This is a genomic window from Williamsia muralis NBRC 105860 (genome assembly GCF_001598915.1).
GTDB lineage: Bacteria > Actinomycetota > Actinomycetes > Mycobacteriales > Mycobacteriaceae > Williamsia > Williamsia muralis.
The window spans coordinates 695,231-708,694 of record NZ_BDAP01000002.1; the positions used below are offsets into that span (position 1 = coordinate 695,231).

Genomic DNA, 13,464 nt, shown 5'->3' on the forward strand with positions numbered 1-13,464 from the left:
TCATTCCGCGGTGAACATCGGCCGCCCGGACACCGGGTCACGGCTGATCCGGGCGCGTACGTCGAACACCGTGTGCAGCAGGTCGGCGGTCAGCACGTCGTCCGGATGACCGTCGGCGATGATCGTGCCGTCGCGCATCGCCACGATCCGATCGCAGTATCGCGCGGCCTGGTTGACGTCGTGGAGCACCATCACAACCGTTTTGTCATGTGCGCGAACGAGTTCGACGATCAGTTCCATCAGATCGATCTGATGCCGGATGTCGAGATATGTGGTCGGCTCGTCGAGGAGCAACACGCCCGTGTCCTGGGCGAGTGCCATCGCGATCCAGGCCCGTTGACGTTCACCACCCGACAACGAATCGAGGCGCCGTTCGGCCATCGACGTCACCCCCGCCATCGACATCGCCCTGGCCATCACCTCGTCGTCGCGGCGACTGAGCATGGCAAGGGGGCCCAGCCGCGGATACCGGCCCTGTTCCACCAGCTCACGAACCCGCAACCCTGCCGGGATCGTGGAGGTCTGCGGAAGGATCGCGAGCCTGCGTGCAACGTCGACCGTCTTGCGCGTGGCGATGGGTTGACCGTCCAGTCGAACCTCCCCATGGCGGGGGGTGAGTACCCGGGCCAGAGCCATCAGCAGCGTGGACTTGCCCGAGCCGTTGGGCCCCACCAGTGCTGTTGCGGTACCGGACTCGATCCGCAGGTTCAGGCCGTCGACGACGGCACGTCCGCGATAGCCGAGTTCGAGGTCGAATCCCTCGAGCAGCGGCGGATTTTGATTCATCTGCGTTCCTTTCGGACGAGCCAGATCAGGTACGGCGCACCCAGTGACGCGGTGACGGCGCCGACCGGGAGGCCGGTGACCGCCGGGCCACTCCCGGGCAGATCGAGTGTGATGCTGAAGGCCAGGAGATCCGCGGCCGACAGAGCGATTGCCCCGAGCACCATGCTGACGGGTATCAGATTCCGATAGTCGCCGCCGACGAGGATGCGTGCCAGATGTGGTGCCATCAACCCGATGAACGCCACCGCTCCGGCTGCCGTGACGGCCGCTGCGGCCGCGAGCACCGCGACCATCAGCAGCACGAAACGGGTTGGCGCCGTGCGCAATCCCAGACCCGTGGCGGTGATGTCGCCGAGCGAGAGGACATTGACCCGCGAGGATGCGAGCAGAGCAGCCACCCCGAGTACGAGGACCCAGGGCCACAAGGCATTCCAATCGGACTGCGTACGCGCGTTGAGTGACCCGATGAGCCATCGGAGCACCACACCCATCGGCTGCGCGTCGACGACGAGCAGCAACGAGGTGACTGCGCCGAGGATGGCACCCAGCAAGATTCCCGCGACCGCGAGCGACCGTCGGCCGACCAGGTACAGCAAGACACCGGCGGCGACTGCACCGACCAACGACGCGATGGCTGCCATGTCCTGGTGTGGGAACGCGAGGATGGCCACGACAACACCGAGTGCCGCGCCCGCCCCGACTCCGGTGGTTCCCGGTTCGGCGAGTGGATTGCCGATCACGGCTTGCAGCAGTGCGCCCGAGAGAGCAAGCAGGACACCGGCGCCCATGCCGACGAGTACCCGGGGGAGGCGGTACTTGAGGACGATGACCTCGTGTGCGCGGGTCTCCGACGTGCCCGTCAGTACTCGAAAGGTGTCGGCGGCGCCGAGGTCGGAACGCCCGATCAGCAGATGCGCCATCACGAGTGCGACGAGCACGACCGTGCCGCCGGCCAGGAGGGGGAGGGGCCGCAGCAGGTTCGGTTCCCTCATGCCGCCGAGTCCTGGCGGCGTAGTGCGATGAGCAGCGTCGGGACGCCGATCAGGGTGGTGGTGATACCCACCGGGATCTCGATGGGATACAGCGCAATTCGGGACAAAAGGTCGGCTGTGGTGAGCAACACTGCGCCCGCGACCGGTGTCAGCCAGAAGACCCGGCGGGCGCTGGTGGTGTGCAGCGCCCACCTGCACAGGTGCGGTGCCAACAGGGCCACGTACGCCACCGGGCCGCACACGCAAGCGACAACCGCAGCCAGGACGCCGGCGCACCCGAGCGCCGACAACCGTGCACGAAACACGTTGATGCCCAAGCCCGCTGCAACATCATCGCCGAGCGACAGCGCTGCCACGCGGTGCCGTAAGAACAGGGCTGCCGGTACGGCGACAGTGAGCCAGGGAGCGACCACCGCGACGTGTGGCCAGCCGCGATCGCTGAGGCTTCCCAGGAGATAGCGGAACAGCAATGGCAGGTTGCCCTCGGTGCCCAGGCTCACGAGCGCGATCACGAGTCCAGACGCCAACGCGGTGACCGCCGAGCCGATCAGCAGCATCGTGGTGGGGTCGTGGGTTTTTCCCACTGCCACGAGCACCGTCGAGCCGGCCACTGCGGCGCCGAGCAGGGCGACGTACGGCAGCTGGTGCAGTCCCACCGGCAGCGCGAGGACGGTCACCGCGGTCAACACCACGGCAGCGCCCGAGGACACGCCCAGGAGTTCGGGGCCGGCGATGCGGTTCTGCATCGCGTCCTGCATCAAGATGCCCGCCAGGCCGAGGGCGGCCCCGCACATCACGCCGAGCAGTGCTCGTGGCAACCGGGAATCCGCCACGTAGGGGTGAAGGGGATCGGAAACGTCGGTGAGTGCGGCGAAAGCCTCGAGTGGCGTCACCACCGGGTCCCCGGCGCACAGGGCGGCCACCACCACGACTGCGATCGCGGCCGTACCCAGCAGCAACGAGCCGGTGAGCCGTCGGTTGGGTCGCCTCTGCGCAGTCGTATTGACAATGGTTATCATTTCGCTCAACATCATCTGCAAGGGAGATCGAATGCGCAAGTCCATCGCTCTGTCCACCACTCGCGGCCTCGTCGCGGCCGCATCGGCATTGGCGTTACTGGGGGTGGCAGCCTGCGGCACCGGCGGTGACGAGCCGGCCGCCGAGTCGATCGTCGTGACCGACGCAACCGGCACCACGGTCACCCTGGCGGGCCCGGCCGACCGAATCGCCTGTCTGACACTGATCTGCGTCGACGCTCTCAAGGAAGTGGGGATCACCCCCGTTGCTTACCGGGAGGATCTGGCCCTCGATGAGCGGTTCTTCGGACCCGACGCGGACATGCGAAAGATCACCGGCGGCTTCGGTGAGGAAAACGTAGAAGACATCGCCATGTCCGAGCCCGACCTGGTCATCGGGCTCGGTGGAGTACAAGACGGGCTGCGAGCAGCTGTCGAGGAGTCCGCGCCGTTGTATCTGGTCGATCCGTCCTCGTGGCAGGACTCGGTCGAGTTCTTGCGCACCATAGGGCAATTGACGGGTAAGCAGGCAGAGGCGGACGCTTCGGCCCAATCGTTTGTCGAGCGCGTCGAAACCGCGCGCCAGAACCGCAGTGACCTCACCACGTTGTCGATGTACGGGGAGCCGGGCAGTCTCGGCGTCGACTCCGTCGAAACGCCGGTCGGTTCACTTCTTGCCGAGGTCAGCGACTACCCATGGCCTGCCGGTACCGATGCCTTCGCAACCGTGTCGGTTGAGCAGATCGCAGGCGTCAACCCCGATGTCATCTTCGCGCAGGCATTTTCGTCCGGCGACGACGCGGAACCGCTGTCGGCGAGACTGGCGACGAATCCGATCTGGCCCTCGGTCGCGGCAGCGCAGAACAACCGCGTGGTCGAGGTGGAGGCGAGCCTGTGGGCCACCGGCCGCGGAACCGTGTCGTTGGGCTTTGTTCTCGATGAGGTGACGGGCGAGTTGGCAAAGTCCTGACGGATGGCGCCCACGCTATTGAAAATGATTGTCAAATAGCCTAGCGTGAGTCCTGGTCGTTCGATGAGCGACCGATTCGGTTGCGATGCAGCCGAATTCACTACAAGCGAAGGAGATTCATGAACGACAATGAGTTCTTCCGTTCCATCCAGGCGCCGGTGAGCTTGGCGACCCATTCCGCGGGCCACAGCAACGCGCTCGTCGAGAACCCGTTCGACGACGCACAGGATTCCGAGGACTGATAGGTCCTCGCATCACCTGATGTGTCAAGAGCCCGCGTGCCATTCGAGTGACGTCCCGGGTGGCACGCGGGACCGGATGAAAAGCGAGACCCGTGCAGCTGTCCCCGAATACCGCCATATATCAAGCACATCAGGGCTTTGTCCTGCGCACCGCCGACGACGAGCACTTCGAACTCACTCTGGATGGTGACGAGGTGCACGAGCTCTTGTCGGTGCTGTCCGGCGATGGGTCATCTGCCTCGAGCAGGGTCCGTGCCGCCCTGAGTGCGTTGGTCGACGCAGGTCACGTGGTCACCACCGTCGCGCGGCCGACGGTGACAGTACGTGGGCAGGGCAAGATCGCGAGTGCGACCTCGAAGAGGCTGGGAGCGCGCGTGTCCGGTGAAAGCGCGAGCGCTGACGTCGTCTGTCACGTCAGCGACGATCCCGTTGATCCGGCCCAGATCGGCGCCGTGGACCTGGCCAGCTATCGCGACGGGATCATCCAGGTCATCACGCCGCAGGCGGTCGGTGTCGCGGACGTGGTCGGCCGGCGTCGTGCCTGCGCCATCCATCGTGACCGGATGCAGTCGCATCACCGACCGGTTGACGGCGGGCTGCGGCTGGAGTCGACCCTGCATCCGGTGTCTGATCGGGCAGCTGATGTGATCGCAGACCTCATCGTCACCGAGATCGACGACCGACAGGGTCGGTCGATCACCGAGTCGCCGACAAGCCGTTCACAGCATCTGCTGACCACTGTCGACCTACGCACCCTGCGGATTGTCCGGCGACCTGTGTTGCCCATTCCCGCTGTGCCGCAATGACTTGTTCGCTGACCGATACCCAGGTCGACGGTCTTCACACAAATGTTTTCCTGCCGGACACCGCGCCGAGGTCTGTCCTCATCATCCGCACGCCCTACGATGCCGCCGCCTATCGGGCGGAAGCGCACGCGTGGGTTCGTCGGGGAATCGCGGTGGTCACCCAGGATGTCCGGGGACGGCACCGGTCCCGCGGCCGTTTTCGGCCGTTCGAGAACGAGGGGGCCGATGGGCTCGCGACCCTGCAGTGGGTTGCGAGCCGATCATGGGCCGGCGCACCGGTGATCCTGTACGGCACGTCGTACTCCGCGCACTGCGCGGTGGAAACGGCGATCGCCGCGGCAGAGGCGAGGGTCGACGTCGGCGGGGTGTCGGTGGCGGTCCCCGCGCTCGGTCTCGGTGAGACGGCACGCAACATCGATGGATGCTTCTACCTGCAGTCGCGGGTGGGGTGGTGGCTCGAACACGGAGAAGGATCCGAATCGCTCGGCGCCGCAATCCCTGACGGTCTGCTCGACACGCTGCCGGTGGCCGACATCGGTCGCCGCGTCACACCGCCGATCTCGGCGTGGGAGAGAGTGATTGGAGCCGATCGTCGAGATCGTGAACGCGGTGCCGAGGTTTCACGGCAGCGCTGTCCGTTGCTTGCCGTCGGTGGCATGGCGGATTGGTTTGCGCAGGACACTGTCGACCTCTGGACGTCTTGGGGTGGCCCGGCGGCGCTGGTCATGGGTCCCTGGGACCACAGTCTGCGCGGCTCCGACCGAGCCCGCCGCATGGAGTCGTGGATTGATGACGTGTGTGCCGGCACCCCCACAACCGGCGCGCAGGTGCTCGGTCTCCCTGGAGGAACGGTTGACCTAACCCGGTGGCCGAGCACCGAGGCGTCAACTGTTCTGCCAGGCGGGCGATTTCACGCCGACCCCACCGATCCCTTCCCTTCGATGGCTCACGGGGCAGACCTCAGCGAGGCGGCCGCGCGGCCGGATTGCCTTGTTCTCGACCTGCCGAACCGTTCTGCCGCACTCATCGGAACACCCACGGTGCGAGTGCATCCGACTGACGGTGCCGGCCACTGGGGCGCTCTGCTCGCCATCCGGCGCCGCGACGGTCGACTCGAACAGACGGCGCACGGTATGTCCACGCACACGACGATCCACCTCACCCCGGTGGCCGCCCACCTCGACACAGGAGAATCGATGGTCCTCATCCTCTCGGCGCATTCCTTCCCTCGCCACGCGCGCGATCTCCAGTCGCGCAGCGACCACCTCGCCGGCACCGAAACGCGTGCAGTCCTGCGCGGGGTCGAGTCCGTGACGTTGGACATGCCGGCATGAATTCAATTGTGGCAGAGTCGAACACCTCGACCGTCCTGTCGGCCGAGGACCTGATCGATCCGTACACCGGCGTCATCCGGGCCCTCCACCCCGTGGATCGGCTCGACGCGATGCCCGAACGGTACGTGGGACTGACCGCCGAGATCGCCGACACCAGAACGCATGGGAACTGGCCGAGTGACCTGGTGTCCCTCGGAACCACCTTCGCCGACGAGGCGGGTGCCCGTATCGCGGCGATCGGCGAGGCCGTCGAGCGGTACTGTGGCAATTACGTGCCGAAAGACCTGCTGCGGGCGACATCTCGGGAGTTACGCAGCGCGGGTGTGCGCCATCTAGGGCCCGATGAACTGAACTTCTTCGCCGAGTGGCAACTCGAGACGCCGAGGTTCCCGTTCGAGCGGTTCACCCATGACACGGTGATCGCCTGGTGTGAGGGCCGCGGTGACGACGGAGAACCGACGCTGGTGCCTGCGTCGTACGTCTATCTCAACTGGCGAACCGGAACCCGTAAGCGCGACCCGTGGCTACACCATCTGAACTACGCGGGCATCGCCACCGGAGCAGGCCTGGACGACGCCGCCGCCCGAGGGTTGCTCGAACTCGTCGAACGGGACTCACTGTCGTTGTGGTGGCATCTGAACCTGCCCGCCCGCGGTATCGACATCGGTAGCGTGCCAGGCCTGGCCGACGACCTCGGTGACACCCGATTACGTTGTCACCTGCTCGAATTGCCCGCCTACTTCGGTGTCCCGGTGGTCGCTGCGGTGATCCACGACCCGGAACTGGGCATCGTGGCGGGGGGCTTCTCCGCCAAGCTCGACCCGGCCGAGACCGCCCGGAAGGCGGTACTCGAGGCCATTCACAGCTGGGTGTTCACGCGGGGCCTGCTGGAGCCCGACGGCTGGGTGTTCGGCTCCATGGAGGCCGGCGTGCTCTCCCGCGGGTTGTATCTGGACCATCGAGCGGACCGCAGTTACCTCGATGCCGCCGGTGTGCGGAGCGAGCATGTCCGCGATCTCGGGGCGCAGGCGCAGGTGTGGCTGGATCCATTGACGCAGACAGCGTTGCTGCCGCGCTTCACCGAACCGGCCACCACGGTGGGTATCGATGAACTGCCCACCGGCGACCTCCCGGATCTCGAGCACCGACTGCGAGCCGCCGGCCACCAGATCGTTGTCTGCGACATCACCACGCCCGACATCGCATTGACGCCGCTGCGGGTGGCGCGGGTGTGCGCCGCCGGGTTGATCCCGAACGCCCCGGCGGGGTTCCCCTACTTCGGTCTGCCGCGGTGGCGGGAGGTCGCGCGAGCAGAGGCGACGGGCTGCGATCCGGATGACCCGAACTCGTTGTTGCTGGTGGCCCCTCCTAGCTTATGAACCCGTTTCGCACATTCGTGGTCGCGCGCGCGATCTGCTGGGCGGGCAATGCCGTCACGCTGGTGGCGCTGCCTCTTCTCGTCTACCAGCGGAGCGGCTCGGCACTGTTGTCCGGTGTGACGTTTGCCGTCGAGTCGCTGCCCTATCTGCTGTTCGGGCTCTTCGCCGGCGCGGTGGCGGACCGGTTCGACCGCAAGTCCATCCTGGTTGTCGCCCAGATGCTGAGTGCAGTTGCGCTGGCATCGATTCCGGTGGCGAATGTCGCTGGGGACGTCCTGATCGTGCACGCCCTCACCGTTGCCTTCCTCGTGTCCACGCTGTTCGTGTTCTACGATGCGGCGTCGTTCGGGGTGGTGCCCGCTCTGGTCGGGCGGGACCGGATAGCCGACGCCACAGGAACATTGGTGTCCGTGGGTACCGTCATCGGGATTGCCGGACCGTTGCTGGGGGGTGTGGCGGCCACTGCGCTCAGTCCCGCCGGTGCGATCGCGATCGATGCATGCTGCTATCTGTCTGCGGCGGCACTCACCGCCACCATCGCGATTCCCCCGAACGCCGTCGAAGCCGTTCCGGGCCATCGTATCTCGGATCAGATAGGTGAGGGGTTGCGATACATCTGGCAGCAGCCGGTGGTGCGCGCACTGACTCTGGTGGGAATAGGTGTGAGCCTCGCCAACGGCGTGGTGGTCGGACTGATGGTGGTGGTGGGTGTCCGGCGACTGGGCCTGGGTGACGGCGACGCCCGACTGGGTGCGTTGTATGCGGCCACCGCGCTGGGGGCGTTCCTCATCAGCCTCGTCAGCGCGAAGATCCAGCGCGTCGTGGACACCGGGAAGATCACCCTCGCCGGAATCGCCGTGTCCGCCGGGGCGATGCTGCTGTGGGCACAGACGCCCTGGTTTGTCGTCTCGCTGGTGATCCTGGTTGTGTACCAGGCTGCCAACACGATGATCATCGTCAACGGAATCGTTGTGCGGCAATCGATCACGCCTGACGAGTTGCAGTCGAGGGTGAACACGACGGCGCGGATGATCGCCATGGGCGGTACCCCGTTCGGCGCTGCGATGGGTGGGGCGGTGGCGCAGGTCGGCGGTGTCGGTGTGGCGGTGTCCGCCGGCGCGGTGGCCCTGCTCTGTTCAGCCTTCGTCGGCTGGCGGATGGGGGTGGCTCGCCTGCCGCTGCTTGCCGACCTCACACCGAGCGCCCACGGCAAAGGCGAGTAGTGGGACCTGGCTGCGCTGCAACGAGAGCATCTCGCTGATCCGGTTGTCATAGAACCCGGATATCGCACAGCAGGCGAGGTCGAGTGCGGTGGCGATGAGGTACAGGTGTGCTGCAGCCAGGCCGGCATCGACATGCAAGGTGCGATAGTGCCGCTCAGAATATTTGGTCAGTGTCGCGTCGAGTTCGCCGACGAGAATGACGACAACCGGAGCGCGTCGGGCGAACTGCGGTTGGACGAGACCCTGTGCGAGTGCGCCGCGTACATCGCCTGTTCTGCGCCGGAGCAACCGGTGGTGGACGCGGTCGAACTCGTACACACCCACGGGTATCTCGTCGAGTGTTTGCAGCGCAACCACGTAAGCGGTGGTCGACGGTAGGCCACCGGCGCTGGGATGGAAAGTCAACAAGCGCTCCTCGCCGTCGCCGGTTCGCACGGTGCGCTGTGGACCTAGCGCCCACCGCAGCAACGCCGACAGGTCTGGGTGGCCGAGCGGGCCGTAGCTGTACCGCGAGCGCCGGTCGCGGAGGACGCCGTCGATCGGAACCGATGGCGCGTCGGAGGGTTCACTCAGCGTGATCACCCCGTCGCCCTCGGACAGCCGGATCGGCGACACGGGAGGGCCCGAGTCGGTGAGGGCATCGTGGACTGCCCGTGCGCGCTCGACTCTTGTACCCACCAGACCATCCATGGCATGTAGTCTAATGACAACGATTGTCATTAGTTCGCCGGGCAGGTAGTGTCCTGAATGCACCGAAAGCCGGTCGCGTATAAGGCGCGCAGCAGGACACCCTGCCGCGCATGGACATTGGAGCACCGTGAAGGTCCGTGCATCACTCAAGTCGTTGAAGAACCAGCCCGGCTCGCAGGTCGTGCGCCGTCGCGGCAAGATCTTTGTGATCAACAAGGGGAACCCGCGGTTCAAGGCTCGGCAGGGGTAGTCGACGTAGGGGGTTCAGTGGTCGCCTGGCCAGTCGACGTCGGCGGGTGACTTGTCGTCGCGCAATCCTTTCCAGCTGGGGTGGCGGAGTTTGCCGGTGAACTCGCGGTACTCGACATCTCCGACGTATGTCGGCGTCACCCAGCGAGCGTCTTTGGCGATGGCCCGTGGGGGAGTCTGGGCGAACGGCGGAGTTGATGTCTCTATCGCGGTGAGCATCTCGAGTAGTTCTCGCCGCATCGCAGAAGAGAATCCTGTACCCACGTGGCCGATGTAGACGAGTTCGCCGTCTGCGTTGTGAGCGCCCAGTAGCAGCGAGCCGATTCCACCCGAAGCGGCGCCAGACCCTGGAACCCATCCGCCGACAACCACTTCGGTGTTGCTGCGCAGCGGGGTCTTGATCCAGGCGGGTGACCTGCGGCCTGGTCTGTACACCGAATCGGTCTTCTTGGCCACCACCCCCTCAAGGCCGTTCTGGCGGGCGATGTCGAGCATTGTCTTGCCGTCGATGTCGGTCCAGATGGGTGGAACGCGAACCCGTTTCGATTCCAGCCCGAGGTCGTCGAGTAGTCGGCGCCGCGTGAGGTAGGGCAGGCTCGCGACGTCGTCGCCGTCGAGCTCGAGGATGTCGAACACGTAGAAGGTCGTGGGCACATCCTTGCGGAGTTGTGCGCTCGGTTTGAGTACGTGCATACGTTGCTGAAGGCGCGCGAACGACGGTCGGCCTGTGTCATCCAACGCAACGATCTCGCCGTCGAGCACAACCGGGTGGCCGGCCACGGCTCCGGGCAGTGCGTCGACGAGTTCGGGAAAACTGCCGGAGACGTTGTTGCCATTGCGGCTGACGAGACGCGCCGAGGCCGAGTCGACAACCGCGATTGCCCTCTGCCCGTCCCACTTCATCTCGTATGCCCAGCCGGAACCAGCGGGCGGCGTGCCGAGGGTGGCAAGCATCGGAAGCGGTGCGTCTGTCATACCGTTCGAGTCTGCCGTGAGGCGAGGGATGGCACCACCCCGCCCAGCGGGGAGTTCGGGTCTGGAAAACAGCGCGTGACGCTGCAGGTCATCAAGGGTTGACCCGGTCAGGGTCCGTTCGAGTAGCGTTCAACGTATGGCTCTCGATCACGGTGACCCCGGCGACGCTCCCTCTGTGCCACCTCCGCTGGCGGGCATCGCCGACACCACGCGGCCGTCCGCGGCAGAGGAAGCGCGAACGCTCGTGGCGTCGACGAACATCGGTACGCTCGCCAGCCTCACCGCAGACGGCGACCCGTGGGCATCGTTCATCACCTACGGTCTGCTCGACGGGTCGCCGGTTCTGTGTGTCTCGCACATGGCCGAACACGGCCGCAATCTCGCGGGCAATCCCCGGGCCAGCATCGCGGTGGTGACACCCAACGCCGAGGCGGACCCGTTGGCCAGCGCCCGCATCACGCTGGCCGGTCATGTGGAGAAGCCGAGCGAGGCCGAGTACGCGGCAGCCCGCCAGGCGCACCTGGACGGGGTGCCCGCTGCGAAGTACTACGTCGACTACAGCGATTTCTCCCTCTGGGTGTTGCGCGTCGAGCGCGTGCGGTGGGTAGGTGGGTACGGCCGCATGGACTCGGCATCCGCCGAGGCCTATGCCGCAGCGTCACCCGACCCGGTGATCCCCAAGGCGGCCGGCGCGATCGACCACCTCAACAACGACCACCGCGACTCCCTGCTCGCCATGGCCCAGACACTCGGTGGTTTCCCCGACACCACCGAGGTGACCTGCACCGGCGCCGACCGCTACGGACTCGATCTACGCGTCACCACGCCGCGAGGCGTGGCCTACACCCGCGCGGGGTACGCATCGCCGATCAACTCGATCGACGAATTGCGTTCGGCCACGGTGGAACTCGCACGCCGCGCACGTGCTGCTCACTAGTTGACGAGCTGGGGATAGAGCGTCTCGATGCCGGCCGACAGACCGGCCTTGACGTTCGCGCTGATCTCGTCGGCGATCACCTCGTAATCGCCCGCCGCGAGCCCGTCGTACGCGAGCCGGACGATGTCGGCGGGATCGTTCTTCTCCGCGTCTACCGCGGCGGTCATCGGGGTGTCGGTGTAGCCGAGGTGCAGCCCCATCACGTGCGTTCCCTGCGCCGCGAGTTCGATCCGGAACGAGTTGGTCGCCGACCAGAACGCGGCCTTGGACGCGCTGTAGTCCGCGGCGAGTCCGATCCAGCTCAGTACCGAGTGCACGTCGAGGAATGCTCCTCCGCCGTTCGCGGCCAGAACCGGCGCGAATGTTCGCACCACCTGGATGGCGCCGAAGAAGTTGACCTCGAAGGTCGCGCGGATGGTCTCGATCGATGTGGTGCTCAGATTGTCGCCACCCAGGATTCCGGCGTTGTTGATCACGATCGTGGTGTCGCTCGCGAGTTCGGCGGCAGCTCGGATGGAGCGGTCGTCGGTGACGTCGAGTGCGATGGGGACGATGCGGTTGTCGGGCCACTCGCGCGGACTGCGGGCAGAGGCATAGACCTTCGCGGCCCCGCGGTCGAGCGCCTGCTCCACGAACTCGCGGCCCAGGCCGCCGTTGGCTCCGGTCACCAGGACCACTGCACCTTCGAAGTCGACGGACATGTTTGTACTCTTTTCTGCTGTCGGGATCTGGCTTTGGTAATCCAAAGCCAGGGCTGATGTGTTTTATTCCGCCGAAGTAGTGATGGACCCTCGTGCGAGGAAGGTTCAGTCCCCTCTTACCTTCGTGGACCACACTGGGATCGTGATCGTCAGTCCGTTGCGTCGCCTCGCGCGTCGAACCGCCGTGCGTCGTCGCGGCGCCGGGCGCGCGCCGCGACGTTCGTTGCGCTGGCAGATAACCGTGCTGGCAGGGGCAGTTGTGGCGGTGGCCGCCGCGGTGATGGCCCTGGCCGCTTACCTGGTGGTCAGCGACGGGCTGAACGAACGTGTCGACGACAACCTGAAGTCGCGGGCTCTGTCGGTGACGACCTGGGTGAACCAGGGGATCGAAGTCGAGGACCAGGCATCTCTGGAGATGGTCGCGCAGACGATCCGGTACGGCGACAACGGCATCTACTTCGGACTCGTGCTGCAGAACGGGCTGACCGTTCGTACCGGTCCCATTCCGATCGGACCCGGTCAACGCAATGTGATCGAGGGCAAGCGGGAATCGTCGCTGTCGAATGTCGACGGTCATCGCGTTCTCGCCCAGAGGCTCACCGACGGGGTCACGCTGGTCCTCTCCAAAGACCTGACCTCCACGCATGCAGTGCTGACCCGGCTCGCCTGGGTGTTCGGCATCATCGGCGGGTGCGGCGCCATCCTCGCCGGGGTGGCGGGCACAACGGTCGCGCAGGCAGGCCTTCGGCCGGTCGACCGACTGATACGAGCATCTGAACGGGTCGCCCGAACCGATGATCTCCGCCCGATCCAGGTGGCCGGGAACGACGAGCTGGCCGGCCTCGCCTCCACGTTCAACACGATGCTGGCCGCGTTGTCGGATTCGCGTGATCGGCAGTCTCAGCTGATCGCCGACGCCGGCCACGAGCTCCGGACCCCGCTCACCTCGTTGCGGACGAACCTCGAGTTGCTGATCGCCGCGAGCAAGCCCGGTGCGTCGGCGATGTCCGAAGCAGACATGGCGGAACTGCGGTCGGATGTGATCGATCAGATCGAGGAGTTCTCTGCGCTGGTCGCGGACCTGGTGGACGTGGCACGGCCGCCGACGATGGGGCGTTCCTAGGGTGGTCGCGGCTACTTAGGGCGCCCTAAAATTTTCGGCAG

Annotated in this window: 15 protein-coding genes; 9 read left to right on the forward strand and 6 right to left on the reverse strand. The window is 66.0% G+C overall.

The window, feature by feature from the left end; genetic code table 11:
• The 3 genes from WIMU1_RS10090 to WIMU1_RS10100 are packed head-to-tail and all read right to left on the reverse strand — an operon-like array spanning position 1 to position 2,797.
• Positions 1-786: an ABC transporter ATP-binding protein gene (locus WIMU1_RS10090; protein WP_062796865.1), complete on the reverse strand. Its 786-nt coding sequence runs from the start codon at positions 784-786 to the stop codon at positions 1-3.
• Positions 783-1,778 carry a FecCD family ABC transporter permease gene (locus WIMU1_RS10095; RefSeq protein ID WP_062796867.1) on the reverse strand — a complete coding sequence of 332 codons (996 nt, stop codon included), beginning with the start codon at positions 1,776-1,778 and terminating at the stop codon, positions 783-785. Before WIMU1_RS10095 ends, WIMU1_RS10090 begins: the two co-directional genes overlap by 4 nt.
• Entirely contained in the window at positions 1,775-2,797 is a 1,023-nt protein-coding gene (locus tag WIMU1_RS10100; protein ID WP_158599242.1) for a FecCD family ABC transporter permease, read from the reverse strand. The genes WIMU1_RS10095 and WIMU1_RS10100 overlap by 4 nt, the downstream gene beginning before the upstream one ends.
• 31 nt (positions 2,798-2,828) lie before the next feature.
• Between WIMU1_RS10100 and WIMU1_RS10105 the strand changes: the two genes are divergently transcribed.
• The 6 genes from WIMU1_RS10105 (at position 2,829) to WIMU1_RS10125 (ending at position 8,748) form a co-directional block, all read left to right on the forward strand.
• Positions 2,829-3,764 carry an ABC transporter substrate-binding protein gene (locus WIMU1_RS10105; protein WP_062796871.1) on the forward strand — a complete coding sequence of 312 codons (936 nt, stop codon included), beginning with the start codon at positions 2,829-2,831 and terminating at the stop codon, positions 3,762-3,764.
• A 119-nt stretch (positions 3,765-3,883) separates the two neighbouring features.
• Positions 3,884-4,006, forward strand: coding sequence for a streptamidine family RiPP (amiA, locus tag WIMU1_RS26670; protein ID WP_023960198.1), 123 nt, complete (start codon positions 3,884-3,886; stop codon positions 4,004-4,006).
• Positions 4,007-4,098: 92 nt separating this feature from the next.
• The gene (locus WIMU1_RS10110) at positions 4,099-4,812 is read left to right on the forward strand and encodes a hypothetical protein (protein ID WP_062796873.1); all 714 of its coding nucleotides are present in this window, start codon (positions 4,099-4,101) and stop codon (positions 4,810-4,812) included.
• Entirely contained in the window at positions 4,809-6,146 is a 1,338-nt protein-coding gene (locus WIMU1_RS10115) for a CocE/NonD family hydrolase (RefSeq protein ID WP_062796875.1), read from the forward strand. The genes WIMU1_RS10110 and WIMU1_RS10115 overlap by 4 nt, the downstream gene beginning before the upstream one ends.
• Positions 6,143-7,525, forward strand: coding sequence for a YcaO-like family protein (locus WIMU1_RS10120; RefSeq protein WP_211339014.1), 1,383 nt, complete (start codon positions 6,143-6,145; stop codon positions 7,523-7,525). The genes WIMU1_RS10115 and WIMU1_RS10120 overlap by 4 nt, the downstream gene beginning before the upstream one ends.
• Complete coding sequence (locus tag WIMU1_RS10125) at positions 7,522-8,748, forward strand: MFS transporter (RefSeq protein ID WP_062796877.1); 1,227 nt, start codon at positions 7,522-7,524, stop codon at positions 8,746-8,748. Before WIMU1_RS10120 ends, WIMU1_RS10125 begins: the two co-directional genes overlap by 4 nt.
• Here WIMU1_RS10125 and WIMU1_RS10130 read toward each other — a convergent pair.
• Complete coding sequence (locus WIMU1_RS10130; RefSeq protein WP_062796879.1) at positions 8,662-9,438, reverse strand: SagB family peptide dehydrogenase; 777 nt, start codon at positions 9,436-9,438, stop codon at positions 8,662-8,664. The two genes, WIMU1_RS10125 and WIMU1_RS10130, sit on opposite strands and share 87 nt — an antisense overlap.
• 127 nt (positions 9,439-9,565) lie before the next feature.
• On the opposite strand from WIMU1_RS10130, the gene ykgO reads away from it, so the two are divergent.
• Positions 9,566-9,688 (forward strand): type B 50S ribosomal protein L36, encoded by a 123-nt coding sequence (ykgO, locus tag WIMU1_RS10135; RefSeq protein ID WP_030174925.1) that lies wholly within the window; start codon positions 9,566-9,568, stop codon positions 9,686-9,688.
• Between the two features lie 14 nt (positions 9,689-9,702).
• Here ykgO and ligD read toward each other — a convergent pair whose 3' ends face one another.
• On the reverse strand, positions 9,703-10,662 hold the full coding sequence (gene ligD, locus WIMU1_RS10140) for a non-homologous end-joining DNA ligase (RefSeq protein ID WP_062796881.1): 960 nt from the start codon (positions 10,660-10,662) through the stop codon (positions 9,703-9,705).
• Positions 10,663-10,798: 136 nt separating this feature from the next.
• Here ligD and WIMU1_RS10145 point away from each other — a divergent pair, with 136 nt between their 5' ends.
• Positions 10,799-11,599: a HugZ family pyridoxamine 5'-phosphate oxidase gene (locus WIMU1_RS10145; RefSeq protein WP_062796882.1), complete on the forward strand. Its 801-nt coding sequence runs from the start codon at positions 10,799-10,801 to the stop codon at positions 11,597-11,599.
• Here WIMU1_RS10145 and WIMU1_RS10150 read toward each other — a convergent pair.
• Entirely contained in the window at positions 11,596-12,300 is a 705-nt protein-coding gene (locus tag WIMU1_RS10150; RefSeq protein WP_062796883.1) for an SDR family oxidoreductase, read from the reverse strand. The two genes, WIMU1_RS10145 and WIMU1_RS10150, sit on opposite strands and share 4 nt — an antisense overlap.
• A gap of 142 nt (positions 12,301-12,442) precedes the next feature.
• Here WIMU1_RS10150 and WIMU1_RS10155 point away from each other — a divergent pair, with 142 nt between their 5' ends.
• On the forward strand, positions 12,443-13,423 hold the full coding sequence (locus WIMU1_RS10155; protein ID WP_158599243.1) for a histidine kinase dimerization/phospho-acceptor domain-containing protein: 981 nt from the start codon (positions 12,443-12,445) through the stop codon (positions 13,421-13,423).
• Positions 13,424-13,464 lie beyond the last annotated feature (41 nt).

Coding starts and splice junctions, on each gene's coding strand:
- WIMU1_RS10090 (WP_062796865.1), bottom strand. CDS start 786: ATGAATCAAAATCCGCCGCTGCTCGAGGGATTCGACCTCGAACTCGGC.
- WIMU1_RS10095 (WP_062796867.1), bottom strand. CDS start 1,778: ATGAGGGAACCGAACCTGCTGCGGCCCCTCCCCCTCCTGGCCGGCGGC.
- WIMU1_RS10100 (WP_158599242.1), bottom strand. CDS start 2,797: ATGATAACCATTGTCAATACGACTGCGCAGAGGCGACCCAACCGACGG.
- WIMU1_RS10105 (WP_062796871.1), top strand. CDS start 2,829: ATGCGCAAGTCCATCGCTCTGTCCACCACTCGCGGCCTCGTCGCGGCC.
- amiA (WP_023960198.1), top strand. CDS start 3,884: ATGAACGACAATGAGTTCTTCCGTTCCATCCAGGCGCCGGTGAGCTTG.
- WIMU1_RS10115 (WP_062796875.1), top strand. CDS start 4,809: ATGACTTGTTCGCTGACCGATACCCAGGTCGACGGTCTTCACACAAAT.
- WIMU1_RS10120 (WP_211339014.1), top strand. CDS start 6,143: ATGAATTCAATTGTGGCAGAGTCGAACACCTCGACCGTCCTGTCGGCC.
- WIMU1_RS10125 (WP_062796877.1), top strand. CDS start 7,522: ATGAACCCGTTTCGCACATTCGTGGTCGCGCGCGCGATCTGCTGGGCG.
- WIMU1_RS10130 (WP_062796879.1), bottom strand. CDS start 9,438: ATGGATGGTCTGGTGGGTACAAGAGTCGAGCGCGCACGGGCAGTCCAC.
- ligD (WP_062796881.1), bottom strand. CDS start 10,662: ATGACAGACGCACCGCTTCCGATGCTTGCCACCCTCGGCACGCCGCCC.
- WIMU1_RS10145 (WP_062796882.1), top strand. CDS start 10,799: ATGGCTCTCGATCACGGTGACCCCGGCGACGCTCCCTCTGTGCCACCT.
- WIMU1_RS10150 (WP_062796883.1), bottom strand. CDS start 12,300: ATGTCCGTCGACTTCGAAGGTGCAGTGGTCCTGGTGACCGGAGCCAAC.